Source organism: Bacillus paranthracis (genome assembly GCF_001883995.1).
Taxonomy (GTDB): domain Bacteria; phylum Bacillota; class Bacilli; order Bacillales; family Bacillaceae_G; genus Bacillus_A; species Bacillus_A paranthracis.
This window is the reverse complement of sequence record NZ_MACE01000043.1, coordinates 1-23,634: the sequence shown is the minus strand read 5'-3', so window position 1 is coordinate 23,634 and position 23,634 is coordinate 1. Positions and strand designations below refer to the sequence as shown.

The 23,634-nt window shown below is 35.5% G+C and carries 26 protein-coding genes and 1 other annotated feature; of the genes, 10 read left to right on the top strand and 16 right to left on the bottom strand.

What is annotated here, in order from left to right; all coding sequences use genetic code 11:
- Positions 1–65: 65 nt before the first annotated feature.
- The 3 genes from BAQ46_RS15900 to BAQ46_RS31395 form a co-directional block, all read right to left on the bottom strand.
- A complete protein-coding gene (locus BAQ46_RS15900; RefSeq protein WP_071742145.1) occupies positions 66–2,066 on the bottom strand; it encodes a methyl-accepting chemotaxis protein in 2,001 nt (666 codons plus the stop codon).
- A gap of 158 nt (positions 2,067–2,224) precedes the next feature.
- Entirely contained in the window at positions 2,225–3,355 is a 1,131-nt protein-coding gene (locus tag BAQ46_RS15895; protein ID WP_071742144.1) for an RNA-guided endonuclease InsQ/TnpB family protein, read from the bottom strand.
- Entirely contained in the window at positions 3,355–3,483 is a 129-nt protein-coding gene (locus BAQ46_RS31395) for a hypothetical protein (protein WP_000672782.1), read from the bottom strand. Before BAQ46_RS31395 ends, BAQ46_RS15895 begins: the two co-directional genes overlap by 1 nt.
- 684 nt (positions 3,484–4,167) lie before the next feature.
- Between BAQ46_RS31395 and BAQ46_RS15890 the strand changes: the two genes are divergently transcribed.
- Positions 4,168–4,926 (top strand): TrmB family transcriptional regulator, encoded by a 759-nt coding sequence (locus BAQ46_RS15890; RefSeq protein ID WP_000939491.1) that lies wholly within the window; start codon positions 4,168–4,170, stop codon positions 4,924–4,926.
- A gap of 27 nt (positions 4,927–4,953) precedes the next feature.
- On the opposite strand, the gene BAQ46_RS30680 is transcribed toward BAQ46_RS15890, so the two are convergent.
- The 3 genes from BAQ46_RS30680 to BAQ46_RS15875 form a co-directional block, all read right to left on the bottom strand.
- Positions 4,954–5,130 carry a hypothetical protein gene (locus BAQ46_RS30680; RefSeq protein WP_071742143.1) on the bottom strand — a complete coding sequence of 59 codons (177 nt, stop codon included), beginning with the start codon at positions 5,128–5,130 and terminating at the stop codon, positions 4,954–4,956.
- 78 nt (positions 5,131–5,208) lie between these two features.
- On the bottom strand, positions 5,209–6,393 hold the full coding sequence (locus tag BAQ46_RS15880) for an MFS transporter (protein WP_116777237.1): 1,185 nt from the start codon (positions 6,391–6,393) through the stop codon (positions 5,209–5,211).
- Positions 6,394–6,500: 107 nt separating this feature from the next.
- The gene (locus BAQ46_RS15875) at positions 6,501–7,817 is read right to left on the bottom strand and encodes an APC family permease (RefSeq protein ID WP_061131772.1); all 1,317 of its coding nucleotides are present in this window, start codon (positions 7,815–7,817) and stop codon (positions 6,501–6,503) included.
- Between the two features lie 65 nt (positions 7,818–7,882).
- Positions 7,883–8,120 (bottom strand) — a binding site (T-box leader).
- 165 nt (positions 8,121–8,285) lie between these two features.
- Between BAQ46_RS15875 and BAQ46_RS15870 the strand changes: the two genes are divergently transcribed.
- On the top strand, positions 8,286–8,513 hold the full coding sequence (locus tag BAQ46_RS15870) for a hypothetical protein (protein WP_000562242.1): 228 nt from the start codon (positions 8,286–8,288) through the stop codon (positions 8,511–8,513).
- 81 nt (positions 8,514–8,594) lie between these two features.
- Here the strand turns inward: BAQ46_RS15870 and BAQ46_RS15865 are convergent, their stop codons facing one another.
- From BAQ46_RS15865 to BAQ46_RS15855, 3 genes are all read right to left on the bottom strand, one after another.
- Positions 8,595–9,410, bottom strand: a complete 816-nt coding sequence (locus BAQ46_RS15865; protein ID WP_071742141.1) for a hypothetical protein — start codon at positions 9,408–9,410, stop codon at positions 8,595–8,597.
- 129 nt (positions 9,411–9,539) lie between these two features.
- Positions 9,540–10,322, bottom strand: a complete 783-nt coding sequence (yidC, locus tag BAQ46_RS15860) for a membrane protein insertase YidC (protein ID WP_071742140.1) — start codon at positions 10,320–10,322, stop codon at positions 9,540–9,542.
- Positions 10,323–10,350: 28 nt separating this feature from the next.
- Entirely contained in the window at positions 10,351–10,635 is a 285-nt protein-coding gene (locus BAQ46_RS15855) for a hypothetical protein (RefSeq protein ID WP_000394930.1), read from the bottom strand.
- 276 nt (positions 10,636–10,911) lie between these two features.
- Here BAQ46_RS15855 and BAQ46_RS15850 point away from each other — a divergent pair, with 276 nt between their 5' ends.
- Complete coding sequence (locus BAQ46_RS15850) at positions 10,912–11,805, top strand: YitT family protein (protein ID WP_000530037.1); 894 nt, start codon at positions 10,912–10,914, stop codon at positions 11,803–11,805.
- Between the two features lie 99 nt (positions 11,806–11,904).
- Here BAQ46_RS15850 and BAQ46_RS15845 read toward each other — a convergent pair whose 3' ends face one another.
- Positions 11,905–12,426 carry a GNAT family N-acetyltransferase gene (locus BAQ46_RS15845; RefSeq protein WP_071742139.1) on the bottom strand — a complete coding sequence of 174 codons (522 nt, stop codon included), beginning with the start codon at positions 12,424–12,426 and terminating at the stop codon, positions 11,905–11,907.
- 462 nt (positions 12,427–12,888) lie between these two features.
- On the opposite strand from BAQ46_RS15845, the gene BAQ46_RS15840 reads away from it, so the two are divergent.
- Positions 12,889–13,275, top strand: coding sequence for a DUF3938 domain-containing protein (locus BAQ46_RS15840; RefSeq protein WP_001077770.1), 387 nt, complete (start codon positions 12,889–12,891; stop codon positions 13,273–13,275).
- A 452-nt stretch (positions 13,276–13,727) separates the two neighbouring features.
- On the opposite strand, the gene BAQ46_RS15830 is transcribed toward BAQ46_RS15840, so the two are convergent.
- The 5 genes from BAQ46_RS15830 to BAQ46_RS15810 all read right to left on the bottom strand — a co-directional run bounded on the left by BAQ46_RS15830 (position 13,728) and on the right by BAQ46_RS15810 (position 16,791).
- Positions 13,728–13,868 carry a DUF3985 family protein gene (locus tag BAQ46_RS15830; protein ID WP_000404784.1) on the bottom strand — a complete coding sequence of 47 codons (141 nt, stop codon included), beginning with the start codon at positions 13,866–13,868 and terminating at the stop codon, positions 13,728–13,730.
- A gap of 96 nt (positions 13,869–13,964) precedes the next feature.
- Positions 13,965–15,017, bottom strand: coding sequence for a zinc metalloprotease (locus BAQ46_RS15825; RefSeq protein ID WP_071742154.1), 1,053 nt, complete (start codon positions 15,015–15,017; stop codon positions 13,965–13,967).
- 42 nt (positions 15,018–15,059) lie between these two features.
- Positions 15,060–15,770, bottom strand: a complete 711-nt coding sequence (locus BAQ46_RS15820) for a DUF3169 family protein (protein ID WP_076868489.1) — start codon at positions 15,768–15,770, stop codon at positions 15,060–15,062.
- A complete protein-coding gene (locus BAQ46_RS15815) occupies positions 15,757–15,978 on the bottom strand; it encodes a helix-turn-helix transcriptional regulator (RefSeq protein WP_071742138.1) in 222 nt (73 codons plus the stop codon). The genes BAQ46_RS15820 and BAQ46_RS15815 overlap by 14 nt, the downstream gene beginning before the upstream one ends.
- 198 nt (positions 15,979–16,176) lie before the next feature.
- A complete protein-coding gene (locus BAQ46_RS15810) occupies positions 16,177–16,791 on the bottom strand; it encodes a DedA family protein (RefSeq protein ID WP_000454757.1) in 615 nt (204 codons plus the stop codon).
- A gap of 404 nt (positions 16,792–17,195) precedes the next feature.
- Here BAQ46_RS15810 and BAQ46_RS15805 point away from each other — a divergent pair, with 404 nt between their 5' ends.
- From BAQ46_RS15805 to BAQ46_RS15780, 6 genes are all read left to right on the top strand, one after another.
- On the top strand, positions 17,196–17,639 hold the full coding sequence (locus tag BAQ46_RS15805) for a DUF3978 domain-containing protein (protein WP_000388752.1): 444 nt from the start codon (positions 17,196–17,198) through the stop codon (positions 17,637–17,639).
- A 30-nt stretch (positions 17,640–17,669) separates the two neighbouring features.
- Complete coding sequence (locus tag BAQ46_RS15800; RefSeq protein WP_000734937.1) at positions 17,670–18,131, top strand: L,D-transpeptidase; 462 nt, start codon at positions 17,670–17,672, stop codon at positions 18,129–18,131.
- A gap of 364 nt (positions 18,132–18,495) precedes the next feature.
- A complete protein-coding gene (locus tag BAQ46_RS15795; RefSeq protein ID WP_000148833.1) occupies positions 18,496–19,161 on the top strand; it encodes a response regulator transcription factor in 666 nt (221 codons plus the stop codon).
- Positions 19,139–20,581 (top strand): sensor histidine kinase, encoded by a 1,443-nt coding sequence (locus tag BAQ46_RS15790; RefSeq protein WP_071742137.1) that lies wholly within the window; start codon positions 19,139–19,141, stop codon positions 20,579–20,581. Before BAQ46_RS15795 ends, BAQ46_RS15790 begins: the two co-directional genes overlap by 23 nt.
- A gap of 139 nt (positions 20,582–20,720) precedes the next feature.
- Entirely contained in the window at positions 20,721–21,623 is a 903-nt protein-coding gene (locus tag BAQ46_RS15785; RefSeq protein ID WP_061131777.1) for an EamA family transporter, read from the top strand.
- Between the two features lie 72 nt (positions 21,624–21,695).
- Entirely contained in the window at positions 21,696–21,950 is a 255-nt protein-coding gene (locus tag BAQ46_RS15780; protein WP_000154152.1) for a hypothetical protein, read from the top strand.
- A 41-nt stretch (positions 21,951–21,991) separates the two neighbouring features.
- Here the strand turns inward: BAQ46_RS15780 and metG are convergent, their stop codons facing one another.
- A complete protein-coding gene (gene metG / locus BAQ46_RS15775; protein WP_071742136.1) occupies positions 21,992–23,626 on the bottom strand; it encodes a methionine--tRNA ligase in 1,635 nt (544 codons plus the stop codon).
- Positions 23,627–23,634 lie beyond the last annotated feature (8 nt).

Genomic DNA, 23,634 nt, shown 5'->3' with positions numbered 1-23,634 from the left:
CCTATAATTGCTTCTTATATATCCATTATCTATTTTACCGAAATACGCATCATTTTACTAATTTGTTATTCCTCTATTTTAAATTGCTCAACCAATCTTTCCAAGTCTCTCATATGCTCCGTCAAGCTTTCCATCGTATGAGCTACCTTTTCTAGATGATTCACTTGTGATTCAGTTGCAGCATTTACTTCTTCCGAAACAGCTGCGCTTTCTTGACTCGTACCAGCAATTGTATGCATGACCGCTGTAATTTCTCCTTGTTCGTGACCGATGTTATGTACCTCTTCTACGATTTGCTCTACTGAAGTACTAATTGTATTTACAACTGACATAATTGTACGGAATTCCGCCTCTGCTTCTGTCGTAACATTATTTTGTATATCCGCAATGTCTTTTAATTTACTTACAACTTCTACAACTCTTCTTACCTCTACTTGTACATCACCAATCATCGTCGCAATTTCTACTGTTGCTTCTTTTGATTGTTCCGCTAATTTTCGAACCTCTTCCGCAACAACAGCAAAGCCTTTACCTTGTTCACCCGCACGTGCCGCCTCGATTGAAGCATTTAAAGCAAGTAAATTCGTTTGATCCGAAATACCTTTTATAAGCTCTACAACATTTTGAATCGATCCAACTCTTTGCTCTAACTTTCCAGATGCTTCCTCTGTATGAACGACAATTGAAGAAGATTGTTCTCTCGTACGAACTAAATTTCGCATCGTATTTAATCCTTGCTTAGATGCCTCTTCTGCTTTGCCAGCTACTCCTTTTATTTCACCAACAGAGTTATTCATTTGTTCCACTGACTGCGCCATATTCTCGAGCTGCTCTGAAACTTCATCTACACTATTAGCGAGCGTAGAAGCTCCTCCGCTCACGTCATCCATTGCACCTGACACTTCTTTACTAGCTGCTACAGTTTCATTCGTTAAATAATGTAGATTATTCGTTGATTGTTGCACGGTTGATACACTATTTTTAATTTTTCTTACCATTTCATTCATTTGTTCAACCATATGATTAAAATGGTTCGTCAGTTCTCCAACTTCATCCTTACTTGTCACTTTCATTTGCAACGTTAAATCACCTTCTGCTACTTTTTGAACGTGATTCGTTAATAATTGCAGTGGTCTTGCTAATCTTCGTGAGAACAAGTATGAAGCTACGATTCCAACGAATAAGCTAATACATGCCATTATAATGACTGTATTTCTCGTACTATGTAATAGCCCATCAATTGTTTCTTTCGGATAAAAAATTCCTATCTTCCATTTCATCAAATCAAATGACTGACTATATGCAACTACCTCTTCACCTTTTAATGTAGTGACAGCATATTTTGTTACATCTTTATTTAAACTCTGCACAAGTGGCTCTTTCGAAACATCTTTCCCTATCTTTTCCGGGTAAACAAGAGCCATATTTTTATCATTTATAATAAACATTTCTCCGCCGTTATTGTATTGAATATTATGAAGTAATTTCTGAATTGTTCCGAGCGATACATCCATCGCCACAACACCTAATACAGATCCATCTTGAGCTGTAATTGCTTTAGAAACTCCCACGCTTAACTTACCTGTTGCAATTTCATACATAGGTTGTCCCCAGTGAACCGTTTTCACATCAGCTTCTGAGTCTTTATACCAAGGTCTTGTCGTTGGATCATATCCCTCTGGCACTTTTCCACCTTCAGCAAGATTGGCACTTAATGTTTTTTTATCTTTCGTACCAATATATAAGTCTAAAATGCCTGGATGGTTCTTTTTATACTCCGAAAACTCTTTCGTCAAAAATGCTTCCTCTTCTGGAGTAACTCCGTCTTGAAGCATATTACGAATCATCTCACTGTTCGCATAATACCCCATATCTTCATCCGTTCTTTGAACAAATGTCGTAAGTTGCTCTGTCACAAGATCCATCGTATTTTGAGAATACTGGTCTAAGGAGCGCACTTCCTTCTCTTTCTGTAATTCATACATAGCTGTACCTAATATTACGAACATCATAGAAATAAGTACCGAAAATACTACCGCAATTTTTAAACGTAAACTTCTTAACATCTTCCCCCAAGCATCCCGATACGATAAACTTAACTAAATCTATACAATTCAATCAAATTTACACGAGTTAGTGCTTCATCGTGTTCTCGCAACCCCGAAGGGACGAGGGGTATAACACTCCACACGAGGCAGTATCGTTACCTCCTATTATCAAGCATTTATTTTACCCATCTTGATAAATTTATCGCAGCATTTACATCCCTATCGTGATAGCTATTGCATGAAGCACAACGCCATTCACGAATCTTTAAACTCCACTGTCCTTCTGGTTGAACCGAATGGTCGTATTTTACGCCGCAACATGAGCAAATCTTGCTTGAGGCGAACCATTTATCAGCTTTTTCATACGCAATGCCGTACTTCTCGCACTTGTATGATAAACATTGAAAGAAGAAGTTTAATTTTTGAAAGGAAAGTGCCTTCGATAGTTTTTTGTTTTTTAACAGGTTCGAAATAGATAAGTCTTCCACAACAATCCTCATTGGTTTGGTTTTCACCAATTTAGCTGTTGCTTGATGGATATGGTTATTTCGGATATTCATAATTTTCCTAGATAACCGCAGGTGCTCAGCTTTCGCTTTTTCATATCCGGCAGATTGAATTTTTACACCTTTTTTAAATCTCCTAGACATATCTCTTTGCGCTGACTTTTTCCTTCTCAAAAGTTTTTTAACCTTAGCATCTTTGTTTATATTTCGTTCTTTCATACCATTAGAAGCTACAAAAAGTTCTTTTAAACCAACATCCACACCAATCGACTCATTCGTTAGTTCTTGTGATTCAAAGTCTTCTTGGAACCCTACACTAATCCACCAGTGACGACCATCAAAGGTAACTCTTGGATTGGATGGTTTTTTATTCCTTGGTAGTTGTTGGCTTGTTTTCACTTCTCCAATAGACTGAATATGAACGACTTTCTTTCCTATAACCAGTCTTTCATAATTGGCATAAAATCCTTGGATTAAATCTTTTTTGGATTTATAAGAAGTGTGATAACCATTTTTGTACTTTTTGAACGAATGTTTTCTCGCCGTATCAAAATCTTTTGAAGCCTGTTTGGGAACTTGTGCATTGATTTCTTTTAACCACTCATACCTCTTTCGCTTCTTAATCTTTGTAAATCGTTTCTGTAAAGCTAACTGTGAAACAGATTTTCCAAATAGCTTATAGTATCTATCACTCATTCTTTTACAATAGTTATAAGCAAATCTTGCAGCACCAGCATGATTTCTAAGCACTTTTTCTTGTTCAGGCGTTGGAATCAGTCTAACTTTCTTCGCCAATATCATCAGAATGTAACTCCTTTAATGAAAGATTTGTTCTTCTGAATCGTAGCGTGTTCCACCAGCATTCTCCTGAGACCACTCGGATGCAAACCTGTTAATTCTGATACTTGACTAACTCGTGAAAATTTCATTATTATTCTCACCTCATCGAACCAAACATAGCACGTACGTTCGATAAAATCAATGAAGTTTGATAGATTCAATCAAATTTATCTTGTTCAACTAAGGGCGCAATTCCTTAGCCAGTTCTCTTATGAACTTCTCATGTTTTCACATGAGCGCAGACTATATGTTTATCTACTTAGAGATAGAGGATTTTTCCACCACCATAGGCTTGTGGTGTACTCTCGTCAGTTATACGAGATAGTCGTTGAACGTTCATCTTATCACTTTTGACTTAGATGATTCGATGCGGAAGACCCATTGTTCTAGTGTTTAGGGTTTAACCTTGCACCATCTGATTGATTTTTTCTGCTTTCGCGACATTCACGCTCGCCATTTCTAGCCACGTTGTAGTTCAATCAGCTTTAGGGATTGCCCGCAGTTAACCCTCACTACTAGCCAATCACTTGACTAGCAGGGCTTACTGATATATTTAATTAACTTTCGTTATAATTTGTTAAATAAATCGTAACAGTTAATTACCCTTCTTGTTGTATTGTAATCATATTAATCACTATATTAAGTATAATGGATAAAATTAAAAAATTGAAATTAATTCTCACCTTAATACAATTAGAAAACTGACTACCACTTGTGCAAAAACAAATAGTTCATTATCCTTAAACTATAATCTCATTCGTTCGGAGGGAACTATGTTACAAAAATTCGGTTTCTCACAATATGAAAGCCAAGCTTACGAAGTTGTCGTATCAAGCAACGAACCATTAGATGCTACAACGATTGTGAAGCATTCTGGCGTGCCAAAAGCAAAAATATATGAAGTGCTTGCACGTCTAATCGATAAAGGAATGGTAATGGATTCTGTTTCGGAGAAGAAAAAGATGTATACAGCATTACCACTCAAGCTAGCAATTGAAAAATTAACGACAGAATTTCAATCCAATATTAAAGAATTGGAGACAACTATATCGAAAAAATCATTTACAGATGACCGTGTATGGAGCTTAAAAATGCAATCTTCTATTCGCGTTCAAAGTAAAGAGCTCATCGAAAGTGCAAAAGAATCAATTCGCATTTCAGCTTGGAATGATACTCTTTTAGAATATCTTCCGTTATTAGAAGAAAAAGCAAAACAAGGCGTCAAAACCGAATCACTTATAGTTGGAAAAGTCGAAACAGACTTAGAAAATATGCATTTTCTAATCCCAGCGGAAGAGCCTAACGCGCTAGAGCGATACTTACTGCTCATCGTTGACGACCGCGAAATTTTATTTGCTGGTGTAGAGCAAGAGTCATGGCAAGCAATGAAAACAATGTCACAACCTTTCGTAAAGTTCTTTACAGAATTTTTCTATCATGACGTTGCACTTGCAAAGATTACCCAGAAACACCATGATCTCTTTATGGAAGATGAGGAAATTAAGAGTTTGTTGATGAAGTTGAGATATTAATTGCATACAAAAAAGGAGTCTAGCTGTTCACCTAGACTCCTTTTCATTTTGTTCCTTTATCTCCATCAACAGCTCAATAATCTTCTCATTTTGCTCCTCTTGTTTCTCTGAATTTTGATAGATGAAACGAACCCATCTAAAAATAAACGCGACCACAAATATTGGTATAAGGCTAAGTATCACTCCGACTAAATCATATGCCATTTTCTATCACCTCGCTACATACAAATTCTCTACCTTTCTACTAAAACCTGCAATTTTTTACAAATAAAAAAGAACCTATCAAACGATAGATTCTTCCTTCGCAAACTGAGTAGAACGTCCTCTCGTAATCGAGAAAATCGCACAAAGCAGCGCTAATATAATAAAGCCGCCTCCTACCCAAGCATTATATATAACAGACGATTTCTCAATAACAACTCCGCCTACTGTTGAACCGAGCGCAATTCCTAAGTGAAGGGCAGAGTTATTTAAACTTTGCTGAATACCAGCTGATTCCGGTGCAATTTCAATTAAATAATTTTGTTGTGCTGGCGAAATAGCCCAGCTCAGCATACTCCAAAGTCCCATCATAATAATGAACAGCGGGAATGAGAATGTCATCATCGGCAATAGGAAGATCGCACACGCAAATACGATAATAATTGAAATAATACTTTTCTTCGATCCCCATTTATCAGCAAGCCAACCTCCGAAGCCGCCCCCAATTACTGCTGCGATTCCGAAGATGAAGTAAAATACACTAATCCAATTCGCTTCCACATGCATAACATCTTTTAAAAATGGTGTTAAATATGCATATAGTGTTAAATGACCCGTTAAAAATAAGAATGACGTTAACTGTGCACTGACGATTTTTTTATCTTTTAACGTAGCAATCTGCTCTCTTATTGATAATACCGATTTCGGTGGTACTTTCGTTAAGAATAATGAAATACAAGCGATTGCTATAACTGTTAAGATCGAAATGAGTACAAATGGTGCACGCCATCCGTATGCATTTCCGAGTACAAGGCCAAGCGGTACTCCAAGTACAAGTGACCCACTAATCCCCATGAAAATGATTCCAATTGCACGCGCACGAAAATGCGGTTCTACAACGCTAGAAGCAAGTGTTACTGACAGTGCAATAATAAGCGAACCACTCGCCGCACAAATCACCCTTGAGAACATTAACATCCCGTAATTCACACTACATGCTGAAATAATATTTCCGATTAAGAAAATTGATAATGCCCCAACATACAATGTTTTTCTTTCAAATTTCCCTGTTAAAGCTAGTAAAACAGGACCTGATAAAGCAAATACTACTGAAAATATTGTGATAAGCTGACCAGCTGCACTAATAGATACACCTAAATCGTTGGCAACTAAATCGAGCGTTCCTCCTATAATTAGCTCAACCGTTCCGACTACGAAAGCCGCGATAGCTAAAATATACACACGAAAATTCAAGTCTTTCCCCACGCTTTCTATTTTGGTTACTACGATTATAGTAACCAAAATAGAAGTTGAACACAAGTACAATTTTTTTACAGTAAAAAAGGTAGGCGCATTATACGCCTACCCTTCAGTCATGACACTTCATTTTTATTCTTCTTATTTAAATACCAATATACCGGCAGCCCCGTAAACACAATTCCAATTGATAAGAAACAACTTACCGGATCATTGATAATGGCACTACCAATTACAAAGAGCGAGCCGAAAATCGCAACGATTGGTACGATTGGGAATAACGGTACACTGTATGCACGCTCTTTATTTTTATTACGTTTTCTTAAAATGAAGACACCGATAAACGTCATTACGTAGAAAATATAAATAATGAATACGGAAATCTCAGATAGCTTATTCGGATCGCTAATAATCATTAAAATAATTCCTAAAATGATTTCAACAGTAATCGCATTTGCTGGTGTTTTAAATCTTGGACTTTCCTTCGCAATAAACTTAGCAAATGGAAGTTGTCCACGTTCTGCCATCGACATCGGGATACGTGGGAACGTTAAAATCTTTCCATTTAAACAACCGAAAATAGAAACGATAATACCGATACTAATAATTTTCCCACCATATTCTCCAAGTAGCATTCCTGCAGCTGTCGCTGTTGCATTTTCTCCAAGTTCTACAATTTGCGTTGCTGGTAATACATTCAATAACGCCAAATTAATTAATACGTAAGCAGCTGTTACAATTAAAATCCCAACTGTCATTGCTTTCGGTAATAGCTTTGTTGGATTCTTCATTTCTCCACCAATCGAAGCAAGTAAAATCCAACCGTCATAAGCAAATAACGTTGCTAAAATTGCCATCCCGATACTTTGATTTTCTGATATCGGCACAACTACGTTAAAGATGTCGCTATTCCCTTTCCAAAAACCTAACACAACAATTAATACGATTGGAATCATCTTTCCGATTGTCGTAATCGTTTGAACGATACCTCCGTATTTTGTTCCCATACTATTTACAACGCCAAGGAACACAACTGTTCCGATCGCAATTGGTAAATTCCATACTTTATCTAAATAGAAAAAATTAATCATTAAAGAACTAAAGTATAACCCTAACGTTCCAATAATAGCTGGCCCATACACAATCGTTTGCATCCAGCCTGATAAATATCCCCAAAAGCTTCCATAAATCTCCTCTAAATACGTATACAACCCACCATTTTTCGGGATTTGCGCTCCAATTTCAGCTACTGTTAAACCACTTGCTAACGTCAACAGACCACCAATTATCCAAGCAAGAATCGCCATATTAGAACTCCCCGAGTAATCTAATACGCTGCCTGGTTTCATAAACACACCAGACCCAATGATCGTTCCTACTACGATAGAAAGTGCTACCGTTAAACCAATTTTGTTCTTCTCATCATGATGCATGCTTCTTATCCTCCTTCCAATTCTAGTGTGATGCAAAAATGAAATAAAAAAACACTCCTCCCTAAAAAAGGGACGAGTGTTATATTCGTGGTTCCACCCTTGTTTCAATTCGCAAAGTAACACACTTCACCAATTTCTCAAGTCTAAAATAACGGTTTTTGCCGGCAAGCAATTACTAAATGTTCGTTCACTGCTGCAGTTCAGAGGTGGTAATCTATTTTTTCGTATTAGGAAGCTCACAGCCAAAGGCTTCCCTCTCTGAGAATCGTAAAAAATTGATCGTGTCCTCATCATCACTTCTTGATGTCGAATTTTGTAGTTATTGTTCATTATATTGAATTGTTAGAAAAAATCAATATATTTTTTATATAACATACGAAATTTTTCTCTTCTTATATTATAACAGAATTTACGACACTTCTCTAATTCCCTAAAAACGGTATAATTCATATAGGAGGTGCACCAATAATGATTGCTGTTTTTTGTATCATCGCTACATTTCTTTCTGTTCTATTCGCTATCATGCATCGGTACAAGTATCCTGGTTATAGCATTTTAGCGGTAGCTATTATACCAGCTGTTTCCTTCTATGTATTAGGCAAATATCAATATACAGAAGTATTTATCGGTTTTGCAATCTTCTACTGCGTCTTTGGATACATACTAACTATGAAAAAAATTTTATTAAATCATTAAAAGGGACCGATTTCTGCTGACAGAAATCGGTCCTCGCACGTACCTTCCGGTTGCCCACACGAAAGATACGAATTCATTCAATTATTTCTCATCTTTTTTCATAAAAAACTTATGGTGCGGTAAATCAACATTCAATGCCTCTAATTGTTTCTTTTCATTGTCTAAAATCTCTTTTGCCTTTGTTTTTGTTGCCTCATCTAATCCCACAAACATTTCTTCATGCTTCTCTTTCTCTGGGAGTTTCACACCTAACTTCGTTAATTCTTCTTTTGCTTGCTCATGCGTTAATTTGCCGGACTTAACTTGTTCAAAAATTGACTTCACTTTTTCTTTCGCCTGTTCATCTAAGTTAGCAAGCATATCTTTACGCTTACCCTTCTCCGGCATTTTCATGCCTAATTTCGTTAATTCTTCTTGCGCTTGTTCACGTGTTAATTTTCCGGATTTCTCTTGCTCTAAAATTGATTTCGCTTTTTCTTTCGTTTGATCATCTAATCCCGCAAACATTTCTTTCTGTTTACCCTTTTCCGGCAACTTCACTCCTAGTTTTGTCAATTCTTCTTTTGCTTGTTCTCTTGTTAATTTTCCAGACTTTTCTTGCTCTAAAATTGATTTCGCTTTTTCTTTCGTTTGATCATCTAATCCCGCAAACATTTCTTTACGTTTTTCTTTCTCTGGAAGCTTTACACCTAACTCCTCCAACTGTTTCTTTGTATCATTCATAATCGTTTTTACTTTTTGTTTTGTAGCGTCATCTAAATCTTTTCTCGCCGTTTTTGCAGACTGATCCACTGCTGGAGTATTCGTTGCCGCGAATGCCGGGATGCCGACTCCCCCAATGATTCCGAATGATAACGCACCTGCAATCGCTAAATACCCAACTGTTTTCTTCTTCATAGGAAATTTCCTCCTTCATATTTCTAATGCATGTACACTTTCGTATACAACGCCTATAGTAATGTTGGTTTCTTAACATTTCCTTAACGACTTAACAAAAAAACACCGCTCATGATGAGCGGCGTTATTCTATGCTTTTTGTAATTGTAATTCTTCACGTTCCATTATTCTTCTTAATACAATTGTTTGTGTCATTGTAAATAAGTTACCTGTTATCCAGTACAACACAAGACCTGATGGTGCCGCAAATCCCATAAATAAAATCATTGCCGGCATCATAATTTGCTGCATCTTTAGCATCTGTACTTGTTCTCCAGGTGTAATATTCGATTGGAAAACCTTCATTTGAATAAATGTCGTTAATGCTGCAATAATCGGTAATATATGATAAGGATCTGCATGTCCTAAGTTCACCCATAAAAACGAAGATGTGCGAATCTCTTCTGTTCGGCTAATCGCATAATACAAAGCAGAGAAAATCGGCATTTGTATAAAGATTGGCCAACAACCAGCAAGTGGATTCCAACCGCCTGATTTCATTAGTTCTGACATTTCTTTTTGATACTGTTTTTGTTTTTCTAGATCTTTGCTTACATCACCGTATTTCTGCTTTAACTTCTGCAATTCAGGTTGCATTTTCTTCATTTTCGCTTGGCTACGATATTGCGAAACAGCTAATGGAATCATTGCTGAACGAATAACGAGCGTCATAATAATGATAGCAATCCCAAAGCTAGCTCCCGGTATATGATGAGCAACAAATTGAATCATAAACGAGATTGGATATACAAAATAATGATCCCAAATTCCCGTACTATGTGCATCAATTGGTGTTGCATTACTGCAACCAGATAAAACAAAAACAAGTAATAATGATAAACTAACGAGCACAGCTCGGTATGATTTTAACATGTTCATTCCTCCAATGTTTCGTAATTATTTAGCGAAACATTGGTGTATACGGACCGACCTCGTCATTCTCTTCACTTGATTCTTGTCTGCGTACAGAACGAATCATTCCATATTTATAAAAAATAGAAAATAGCGGTACATTCCCCGCACTATCTTCACATGTATCAACTAACGCAAATGCTCTTTGTCTACCGCTCGATGCTTGCTGACGCACAAAGCGAGAAACGTTAGCAAGGAAGAAAACTTCTAATAAACAAAGTGCTGTCGTTACAAACGATATATATAGAATTGCATCCTGCAATAAAAATTCCATCGCTTCACATCCTTAATAAGGTCATTTTAGCACATTCGGCAAACATTCTCTATTTCCTTTTATCGTCAAAAAAGTATTTTGCATATTTTCTCAAGAAAATAATAATTAAGAAACATTGTATTCGCTTTCTTTAGTATATTCACACACATCAATGAATAGGCTTGATTTATTAGAAATTTATAAAATTTTTGCATTATAATAAAACTATTGCCAGTTTTTGAAAAAACCTTTATTCTCTTCTTGTAATCAAAAATGAATATGGAGATGAAACATACTATGGGTCAACTAGGAGACGCCGATTACGTTCCCGACACCGCCTTTTTATCCTTCCCAGCAGCTAAAACATTTCACTTAGAATTTATCATACAGTTGGTTGTTATTTTCGTAGCTTCTATTTTGTATGCAATTTCTATGAATATGTTCTTTATCCCGCATAACATGATTAGCGGTGGATTCGCTGGAGTAGGGATGATTATCGGTTATTTAATGCACTACAATATCGGTGCACTTATCTTTTTACTAAACATTCCTCTTCTTATTTTAAGTCACTTTTACTTAGGCAAGAAGACAACCTTTTTAACAGCGTACTTTGTAGCTGTATCATCGTTAGCGATGAACATTATCCCTGTACACCAAGTTTCAGACGATATTTTACTATCTTCTGTATTCGGCGGTGTAATCTGCGGAGCAGCTTCAGGAATCATATTCCGATTTGCTTCTTCAACAGGTGGTTTTGATGTTGTTGGATTGATTGTAGCGAAATATCGAGATGTTTCAATTGGAGCAATCATATTTGTATTCAACTTAATCTTACTTGTTGTAGCAGGATTTATTTTCGGATGGGATATTACACTTTATACGTTAATTAGTCGATTTGTAGTCAGCAAAGTGATCGATGCTGTGCATACGAAACATATTAAATTAACGATAATGACAATTACAGAAAAAGGCGAGGAAATAAAAAGCGCCCTACTACATCACGGCATACGTGGCGTGACAATGGTAGATGCTGTCGGCGGCTATACAAACCATAAGAAAAAAATGATTTACACTGTCGTGACTCGCTATGAGTTAGGCGAAATGAAACGCATTATCCGTCAAGTGGATAATAAAGCATTTATGAACATTACTGAAACAGTTGAAATTGTCGGCCGTTTCAAACGTATATAAAAAAGGTCAATACATGAAAGGGCATCACATATTATATGTGATGCCCTTTGTTATTCAACTCACGCACCTTTTAGCATAATACAATCATTAAGTTTATTACTACAAATCGGAGGATAGCATTCCATATACAATACTGTCTGTCCATTCATCTTTATTCCAGAAATCTTGTATGAAATGTGCTTCCTTTCTCATACCTATTCGTTCACACAATTTTTGTGAAGCTGTATTACGTGCATCAAGATTAGCTTGTATACGATGTACATTACATTCATGAAATAATTTAAATACCAAACGACTTACTGCTTCTGTTGCCAAACCTCTCCCAGCTACTTCATTTGAAAAACTATAACCAATCTCAACAGTGTCTCTCATATTTGTGTACCATACGGATAAATCACCAACTACCTTAGTTTTGTATATAACCGCCAAACTTAATATTGAGTCTTTAGTAAGTGCATTGTTTGCTATCTTCTTATTAAATCTTTCCTGCATGTCTTCATGAGTCCACTTATTATGTAATAGGAACTTACATGTATCCTCACTATTATAAATAGCAAATACATCCTGTAAATCAGTACTTTTAAAAGGTCTAATTATTAATCTTTCTGTTGTGAACTCCAAGTTAACTCTCCTCCCTTACATTACATGCATGCCATAAAACACTTTTTATCGTATTTAAGCCTTCTTAGATCTCACCTTGATTACATATTTCATCAAAATAAATGAAACTCCTTCTTCTACTAAACCGCACCGTTAATGGTATTTCCTTGCGTTTTTTATTTTTTACACTTATTACAAAATCAGATAATTCTATTATTATGTCTCTAAATGTGTTATAATGAAAACAGACTCACAAAAAAAGAGTATATAGACTTGGAAGTTTCTCATATTTTACAAACAAAAAGAAACGAGCAGTCAGGTATATTTCAGACACCATACACGTAACGGTTTAAATAACCGATCATCTTAGTTACTCTTCAATGATCTTTTTATAAAAAGATACGTACAATTAAAACTCACTTCAATATACTATACCTACCTTTTTGACTTCCAAATCATCTTATTACATAAGGAGATGAACATATGAATCAATATATACGATATACAATAGCTGTCCTGTTTGCTATTATCGGCGGAACAATCTGCTTCTGGACAAACACTCAGCTTGGAGAGAATATCATTTTTAATGGAATCGAAACACTTGTAAGCGCTTCAATTTTAGGTGGATACATTTTCTTCCTCTTTAATCCAGAAGAAAATGCGCAAAAAACAATGTTATTAACAATGATCGGAATTGTCGGCGGATGTATTTCCTACTCAATGACTAACTATACATTACCACTTCAATTAAGCTCAGCTTTCTTCCACGGTCTATGGACTTGGTTCATTGCATTCTGTCTAGCAGATGTATTCAACCTATTACAAGACAACGAAGAAGAAAACGGTCGCCAAATTGAAAGTAACTCGTAAGCTGGAAGAGATTCTTCCAGCTTTTTTTATGTTGGTTTGCAGACCCCGTCACCATAATAAAAAGAAGCTACTCTACAGCAACTCCTTCCCTATATACCCCATCTGGTAATCGCCGGAATATATCAGCGATTTTTCAAATATATCGACGATTTCTCCACTTATATCAGCGATTTTTTCATTATATCGACGATTCGACACAGGATATCGACTTACCGACAATTTTCGGCAATCTATTTATACTCTATACCCCGCCACTACAATAAAAAGAAGTTACCCTCACGGCAACTTCTTTTCCATATACCCCATCCAGTACCAACCAGATTATATCAGCGATTTTTCAAATATATCGACGATTTCTCCACTTATATTAGCGATTTTTTCATTATATCGACGGTTCGACACAGAATATCGACTTACCGACATTCTTCGACAATCAAGAAGCTCAACATACCCTATCCCCCAAGCAATTTACTGCCGAACTCTACGATTAAAAAGATAATTAATAAGATCGCGAGTATTTTTAATGCTACATATGCCACTTTAAAAACAACATAAATGAGCAAGACGATTAAAATAATCGTTAAAATTTCCATCTAGAATTCCTCCAAGCTTTGCTCTTCTTATCTTATTTTACTCGCCCCACACTTTTTATGGAACGGCATAAGACGACATAGAAAAAAGAGGTTACCTCACCCATCGTAAGATACCCTCTCTTTCAGCTGCTCAAACCATTCTCTCTCTAATTGTAAATATCCCATTCCACTCTTCTCAGCGCTCTTCAATTCTTTATCAGCTTTCCTCATATAAGTACGAGATGCTTCCATATCGCCCTCTAAATATTTAATAATTCCTTGTGTGCGATAATATCCGTTTAGGTCCATTTTTGTAATAGCCTTCCCATGTTCCCTCGCTTCTTCTAAAGAAAGACTATCCATCTCATAAAGGGCTTTATATAAAAGGTACCAACTATGAAAACTACTAACGAAAAACTTATTTTCTTTCGTTACAGGTAGTTGAACAATTTGTTTTATATACGGTACAGCTCTTTCCATTCCCTCTTGATCCGCACGAGCCAAAAAGACGAGCATAAGTCTACTCATTATCTCTCTTATCCCTTTATTCTCTTTTATTTTTTCCTCACTCAGTTCTACCAATCTTTCATCCCAATCTCTCGGTCTTTTATAACTAAATAACTCACTCGATATTTGAATCTCATATAAATGATTTCTAGCTCTTTCATCATCTTTAATTAAAATAAGAAATTGCATACCATCACTCATAAGCGTTCCTTTTATCGGCACAATTGTAACTGCAAAGATTGCAAAATGGAAAAAGGAAAAATATAAAAGATATTGATAATAACTCACCATATATATGTAACCTGAAGTAATACCAAATAATAAACTCGTAATCGGTCCACCTAAAGTAAGCCATGCCCACTTTTTCGAAAGGTTCGGTGTCTCTATAGAAGGTGGTACTAGTGTTGCAACGCCTCCAAAGTACGCCCATAATTTATTTTCTCGAATGCGTACTTTCCCCTTCTCTTTTTGAACAGTAATGGGTCCTACTGTCATAAATTTAAAATTCAAACCACCTATTACACCGAATGCTACATGCCCTAGCTCATGAATGGCTAATACTAACAATGAAATTCCAACTATTGCCCATAGGTTCAAAATTACTTCTAATTTCCCAGTTCGGATTACTCCGTATAAAATGGACAAAACTAACGCCGCCGTCATAGTACCAGCTGGCCTTCTTAAAATATCCACCTTTTTCTCCCCTTAATAAATCATTTTTCTATGCATTTCATACATGAATTTTCCGATATGTAATATCCAAATAAATGAGATTAAACCAAGCAACACGAAATTGATATCACTAACAGCTGTATATATAACGGCAGCCCACCACACATATGCCAATACTTTATTCGTAAATTCGTACGCTTTATATCCAGCTTCATGCACAATATGCTTTAATCCTTCATCAGCGTTTTTCTTCCACATCTCCATCGATTCCATATACGTTACACCTTGTTCAGGGTAAAGCTTGTTATAACGGTTCCTCGCCATGATCCCAATGATCACTATAATAATCGTAAAAGCAGTAGCAGCTACCATGTTCCAAATTGCGAAGGAAACATTTGCATCATGCATGAATGCACGTCTACATGCAATAACTGCATATACAAACCATGCCTGCGTAACTATATCACCTATACGTAAATACATAATTACAATCCCCAATTTTCTACCTTGTACACTCTCTTCTTCATCACGTGCCTCTGCTAACATACGTGTATTCTTCCAAGTGTAATACATCATTATCATTCCAAAAAGAGTACATACACCTATTAATATATTGGGTGATAATTTTCTCGGTTCATCCGAGAGTAAGTCTAAAGCTATATAGGATGCAAAAAAGCCACCTACCATACTTAATATGAGTTTGCAAAAACTAATAAATTGTTCTCCCATTTTACCCTTCATCATCCTCTTCCCCCTCCACTAACGTAAATATTTCCTCCACCGGTACATTGAAAATTTGTGCGATTTTTAACGATAATACGATAGATGGTGCATAATCCCCGCGCTCAATTAAACTAATCGTTTGCCGCGATGATCCAATCGCTTTCCCTAAATCCCCTTGTGATAAACGATGCTTTGCTCGCAATTCCCTCACTCGATTTTGAAGCTTCATGTCTTCCCTCTTTTTCATTTATTTAAATAAAATTGTAAATAATATCCTTATTATTGTCAATTATAATTGTCATTTTGACGTTAATAATTGACAAGATAATCTATAAATTTTTAAACAGGTAAACAAAAACTTATTAAAATAAAAAAGGCAGTGCATCTGCACTGCCTTCCTAAATTCTGACATAGAATGGATTCCATATTAACTTGCGTTTTGTAATAATGCTCGTTTTAACTGTTTACGGAAACGAACTCCTAACGTAATTGCTACAATCGCAATCACTCCAAAAATAATTTTACCGATATGACCTTCTAGCGCTCCAAAAATATCATGTAAATTGCCACCTAGCCAGTAACCACCGATTAAGAAGAATGATACCCAAAATAGAGCACCTGAGTAAATTGTAATTGCAAAACGGCGGAACGGTAAGTTAATAATTCCCGCAAAGTATCCTGTAAAGTGACGTACACCAGGAATAAAGAAACCGATAAAAATCAAGAAGTATCCATACTTATCAAACCACATTCTTGTTAAGTCGATTTTTCTTTGTGTTAAAAATACGTATTTCCCATACTTTTGAACAAAGGGCATTCCTAATTTATTTCCTAAAAAGTATTGGATCGTCATTCCTACACTTGTCCCAATGAAGGATAGGATAATTAAAATCGGTAAACTTAAATCACCCTTATGTGCTAAAAATCCCGCATATGCTAACGTTGGCTCTCCCGGAAACGGAAGTGCAATATATTCTAACAGCAAGCCGACAAGTACAACATAGTACCCGTATTGCTGAAATAATTCATGAATCCATTCCATGTCATCTCTCCTTTCAATCACGTGCAACTTCTTACTAATATTGTATAAAAAAATTGTCGAAATAACTATCACAATAGCTTACATTTTTATTACATTTTTGTAAGGCTCTCACTAAACTTTTCCGTTCTTTATTTACTTTCATTTTCAGACAACTTAACAAGTATATAACGTGAGAAACCAGGGCCTTAATATGCATTTTTTATCCATTTTTTAACACTTAAAAATCGTTATATTTTGTTCTTAATAAAAAACCACTACAAACTCATACGAACTTCATATTAGCTTCATATACGTATTGTAAGATTATATCGGAATTTGTTTAAAAATTTAACTAATATATGACTAAACATTAATTTGAATAAATATTAATCGCTTTTCGAAATTGAAAAAAGGGTGAATACGAAATGGAAGCTTATAAAATGCACGATTTTATTAATACAAATGTTGAATCTCACCAAAATGAAACCGTTTTTAATTTACACATATGTGAAACAAATGAATTTGACGTAAGTTTAACAAAGTCTACAACACTGTCTTTTATCGTTTCAAAAAAGAACATTAAGATTGTTACGAAAAAATGGATTAATTCAAATCAAGAAAGCATGATTGGCAAAAGCTACATCATTCCAACGAAAGCTTTTCACTACTTCTTACCAATTATTTCTGAAACGGAAGATGAATTAAATATTCAAGTTCAAAGTTTTGGACTACATGGCGAACTTTTATTAAATGAAAGATTACTTATTGATAAAAACAACAAACACAATGCCAAAATTACTACTTTCTTTGAAACATTAGATGAAAATGTAAATAAAGTATTACGAGGATTGCAAATTCATTGTATGTAAGACTATTACAATAGTAAAAAGGAGAATATAATGAAAAAACTATTATTAGGCGCACTATTATCATTAGGATTTTTAACTATTCCATTCACAAATGCTGAGGCAGCTACAACGAAAGATCAACTGATTGTAAACACACAGTTAAATAAAATGGATTATTATCAAAACGGAAAATTCATAAAAAGTTTTACTGTCGCTACTGGAAAAGCATCTACTCCTACACCTAAAGGTACTTTCCAAATCGTAAATAAAATTAAAAATCGTCCTTATTACACAGGCAAAATTAAAGGCGGCGATCCACGTAATCCGCTTGGTGACCGTTGGCTCGGACTAAACATGGCAGGAACTTACGGAACAACTTATGCGATTCATGGTACGAACAATAATCAGGCAATTGGTAAGTGGACAACACTAGGTTGTATTCGTATGTATAACAATGATATACACTGGTTATTTGAGCGTATTCCCCAGCAAGCTACTGTCACTGTAAAATAACCTCAAAGCGCGATTTACGTGTAGCCAAGAATTTTATGTCTTGGCTTATTTTATTTCTTCATTTACAGTAGCAAAACAACTGTATTTACATATATAATAGGAATAGATTGTGTTAGGTAACATCTAAACATTGATAAACATGGATATTAAAATTATACAGTTATAATATTTTATAAATTTTATAATACATACTATAATAGAATTACTGTAATTCTTAAATATTCAGTTTCACTAAACAACTCCCCTTGCTACTTTCATGATTATTTTATGGCGGGGGCTTATTATATGTATAAACAATCTGAGTCATCGAAAAAATGATGAATTCGAATATTGCAGTAAAAAGCGTTATTTAGGAGGTGTTACTATGACGCATATACTGGTGATTGAAGACAACCCAGATATACAAGAACTAATTCGTGAATTTCTAATGGCACAAAACTTTACTGTTGATGTCGTTGGTGCTGGGACAGAAGGTATACTTCTTTTCCAAAAAAATTCATACGATCTTGTCCTCCTTGATGTGATGTTACCAGATATAGATGGCTATAGTATTTGTAAAATTATGCGAGGACAATCTGATGTACCAATCATTATGTTAACAGGCTTACATAATGAAGAAAGTGAAATTAAAGGATTTGAATTAGGTATTGATGACTATATTACGAAACCGTTCCATTACACCGTATTTATTAAACGTGTAGAAGCTGTATTAAGAAGGGCAGCAACGAAGGAAGCCGAAGCTGCGACTATACTACAATTCCATGAATTGATGTTAAATTCTACAGCATACGCCGCTTATGTTCATGGTAATCAAATTGAATTGACAACAAAAGAATTTGAAATTATTTATACTTTACTGCAAAATCGAGGAAAAGTATTATCAAGAAGTGATTTGTTGAATAAGGTATGGGGCTATGAACATTATGGTGATGTAAGAGTTATAGATACACATATTAAAAACTTACGAAAAAAATTAGGAATTCCTTATATTAAAACGGTGAAAGGCATTGGCTACAAAATCGAATCGTAGCAAAGACAACATCACCAAAAATATTTTCATCAAAACCTTATTATTTTGTATTCTTTTATCACTTTGTCTTTATCAAGTTATTTACTTCTTAGCTTCAAACTACGATAAAGAACGTTTTGCGAAAGAAAATGGAACGCATACTACAGAACAAGCGGATTCAGATAAACAAAACGACCAAAGTAAAACGAATCAAAATAAAGCTGTATCACAGGGGGACATGTTTAATTTCCAATCTGCTATTATAGATTATAATTCTCTCTCTACAGCTATCAATCACCTTTTGCAGCCTAGCCAAACTGCAAAAGCAAAAGAACATACTCAAAATATTTCGGGGAAAAATAGCGCTTCTGCTCCATCTACAGAAATGGAAAAGCAAGTCGCTACTAATGATGCCTTACATAAACAAAATGCAGCAAGTAAAGCAAATGATGCGCAAGATAATCCAAAATTAACAGATGTACTGCAGCAATTAGCTCCACATATTGGCGCAACAATGCTTGCATTATCTCTGCTCGGATCTTTAATTTATGCAAAACTAATTGCTAAACCTTTTCAATATATGAGTGATGCTTTAAAAGATATTATGAATCTTGATTTCTCAGATAAAAAGCTACTCAACAAAAATACGGATCAAACAGATTTTAATTTACAAGTAGCTGCTTCACAAGTACCAAATATAGTGAAGAATTTACATGCAAGCAATCAAGATTTAAGAAATGAACTCAAAAAGGAACAACAATTAGAACAATCTCGTAAAGAATTTATGTCTATGGTTTCCCATGAATTAAAAACACCAATCGCAGCCGTTATGGGACAACTAGATGGCATGATTCACGGAATTGGAGCTTATAAAGATAGAGATAAATATTTAAAACGTTCCTATGAAATGATGCAAGACATTAACATATTAACGGAAAAAATGTCGGAATTATCCAAAATACAAAACCCTCAATTTAAACCTGATTTAAAAGTTATCTCATTAACTAATATTATTGAGGATGTTATGAAGAAAGTAGATTATTTCGTATCTGTAAAGCAGTTAAATGTTCAATCTAACATTAAACAAGATGTACAAGTTTTAGCTGATCCTAAATTTATTCAAACTGCCATTTTTAACATTATTTCAAATGCAATTCATTATACAATTGACCATCAGCATGTATATATAAAGCTTTATGAAAAGCCAAACGGTTACGCATTAGAAGTATTAAATACAGGTTCACAAATAGATGAGGATAAACTTGCTCATTTATTTGAGCCATTCTATCGCGCAAACCCTGACAAACACGGCTTAGTACAAGGTAGTGGTCTTGGGTTATACATTGTAAAACAAATACTAGATAAACATCAGTTTCCTTACGGGATACAAAACACGCCTCAAGGTGTAAAATGTTCTATTGTATTCCCAAAAGCAATGTAAAAACCTACTACAATTTCATACCCCAAATTCATACTTCGTATGAGTGGCGGAATTTTGTAGAGTATATGACTCTGTTTCGTTCGCCCGTTATCCTTATTTGGATAGCGGGCGTTTTTTATTATTTAAAAGGAGGATTTTCATGGAGAAATTTAAGTATTCATTACTCGTTTTATTCGGAGCTTGTAGCTACGGCGTACTTTCAACTATTTTCAAACTCGGATTCATTGATGGATTTTCAGCACATCAACTATTAGGAGGACAATATGTCTTCGGATGGATTGGTCTTCTCCTGCTCGTTCTTTTCGTTTCACGTCATAAAGTAACAAAAAAGCAATTCTTTTCCTTACTAACAGTTGGTACAACGATGAGTATGACCGGTATCTTCTACGCTATTTCTGTAGAAGAACTACCAGCATCTATCGCTGTCGTCCTACTTTTCCAATTCACATGGATTGGTGTAGTCATTGAAGCAATTGCAAATCGAACTTTTCCGAGCCGTGAAAAGGTCATATCTATCATTATTTTATTTACTGGTACATTGTTTGCTGGCGGTGTATTTGAAGGCCTCGGACAAAGTTTTTCTACAAAAGGGATTATCTTTGGACTATTAGCCGCTGTCTCTTTTTCATTCTATGTTTTTGCAAGCGGGCGTGTCGCTACAGAAGTTCCGCCTTATACGAAAAGTTTTCTTATGACAACAAGCGCTACTCTGATCGTATGCCTATTCTTCCCACCAAGCTTTTTAACAGACGGTGCTTTGCAAGCTGGCCTATGGAAATATGCTTTCTTCCTCGGCTTGTTCGGTGTTGTCGTACCTGTCATTTGTTTTTCAATTGGCGTACCGAAAGTAGGAACAGGACTTGGTACAATACTAGGAGCAGCTGAATTACCAACGGCCATTATCGCTTCTATTACACTTGTACATGAAGTCGTAACGTTTATGCAGTGGATTGGGATTATCGTTATATTACTTGGGATTTTCACTCCTCAACTTCTTACAGCTAGGAAAGAAAAAAAACGTAATCGCGTGTATAGTGCTTAAAAATATTAACTTGCGTATAAATGGAAATAAAGTTACAATGTGGTATAATTTCAAATCTATTTGGAGGTATAAATGACTATTTTAAGCGTAGCCTTTTTTGCCATTATGTGTATCTTCTTCCTAATAAGATATATGAAAGAAAAGAAATTTTACGATGTGCTCATCATTCCTATTTGCATATATGCTGGAGCAGTCAAAACCCCTTTGGTGGAGTACTTAAACTTTAATACCACATTCAAAATAACATATGATATTGCAGCTATTATTCTCGTAATCCTTGCTGTGCTGTTCTTCTTAAAGGATAAGAAAGAGAATCCTACTGCATAACAAAAGACCTTTCATGTATTTGAAAGGTCTTTTTCTCTATCTCACTTTACCGCTCCATATAATTTCTCTACCTCATGCTCAATTTGTTTCACATCAATCCGTTCAAATAGTGGCTGCACGCTATCAATTCTACTTGGCAACGTATGTTGAGGCTCCCAATTCCGGTTCACAATCGATAATGTGTTTCTAACTCTTTCACTTGAAAATGGTAAAAATGGTTCAAGAAGATTTACAAAATTAGCGATGAGATACACACAATTATAAATCGTTTCTTCGCATGAAACTGGATCATCCTCCCTTTGTTTCCAAGGCTGCCTCTCATCAAAGTATTTATTTGCAAAACGTACTGCATCAAATATTGATTCTAGCGCCACCTTGAATTTAGTTTGCTCAATCCCCTCTCCTACATGTTTATATAATCCTTCTACTTTATCTTTCAGCTCTACATCAATACTTCCTTTCGGCACGATACCACCATAATATTTTTCAATAAACTTTAATGTCCGGTTCACAAAGTTCCCGTATGCACCTAATAATTCACTATTATGACTGTAAATAAATTCACGCCATGAAAAATCAGTATCGCGATTTTCTGGTGCGTTGACGGTTAAAAAGTAACGAATAGAATCTGGATCATAGCGTTCTAATATGTCAGGCACCCATACCGCCCAGTTTTTACTTGTAGATAATTTTCTTTTTTCCACTGTTAAATATTCATTCGAAACGATATGACGCGGGATTGCTCCTTCCCCTATTCCAAGTAATACCGCTGGCCAAATGACGGAATGAAACGGAATATTATCCTTTCCGTGCACATAATATGTTTTCGCTTCGCTATCCCAAAACTCTTGATCATCTTCCCCTGTTTTTTCAGCCCAATGTTTACTCGCTGAATAATAGCCTGTCACTGCTTCAATCCATACGTAAATTTTCTTATCTTCATACCCTTCTACTGGAATTGGTACCCCAATTGGTAAATCACGTGATACAGCCCTATCTAGTAATCCTTCCTTTACATATCTCTCTGTTAGTTGAATCGCATTGTCGCGCCATCTTTCTGTTTGTTTGGCGTTTTCTACAGCCGTTTTGATTTGCTCCTGAAATGTATGCAATGCAAAATAGAAATGCTCTGTTTTCTGTACGGATGGTGTACTACCACATAACTTACATTTCTTTTCTAACAAATCGAGTGGATCTAAAATAGCTGAACACGCATCGCATTGATCTCCTCTTGCTGCTTCATGGCAATGCGGACATATCCCTTCTACATAACGATCAGGTAAAAATTGTGTACACGTTTCGCAATATGCTTGTTCCACTGTTTTTTTATAAATATGTCCCTCTTCTAATAAACGTAAAAAAACATTTTGAACCGTTTCATGATGGTGCTCACTATCTGTACGTGTATAGCAATCATACGTAAAACCAAGGCTACGGAAACATCGCTGGAACTCTTCATGATACTGATCAGCAATTTCCTTCGCTGTCACACCTTCTTGTTTTGCCCGAATTGCAATTGGTGTTCCATTACAATCACTTCCCGAAACATACAACACATTATCACCTTTTGCCCGATAATAACGTGCTAAAATATCTCCAGGTAACAAACTCGCAATATGTCCAAGATGTAACGAACCATTTGCATACGGCCAAGCGCCTCCAATAAAAATACTCATCTTACATT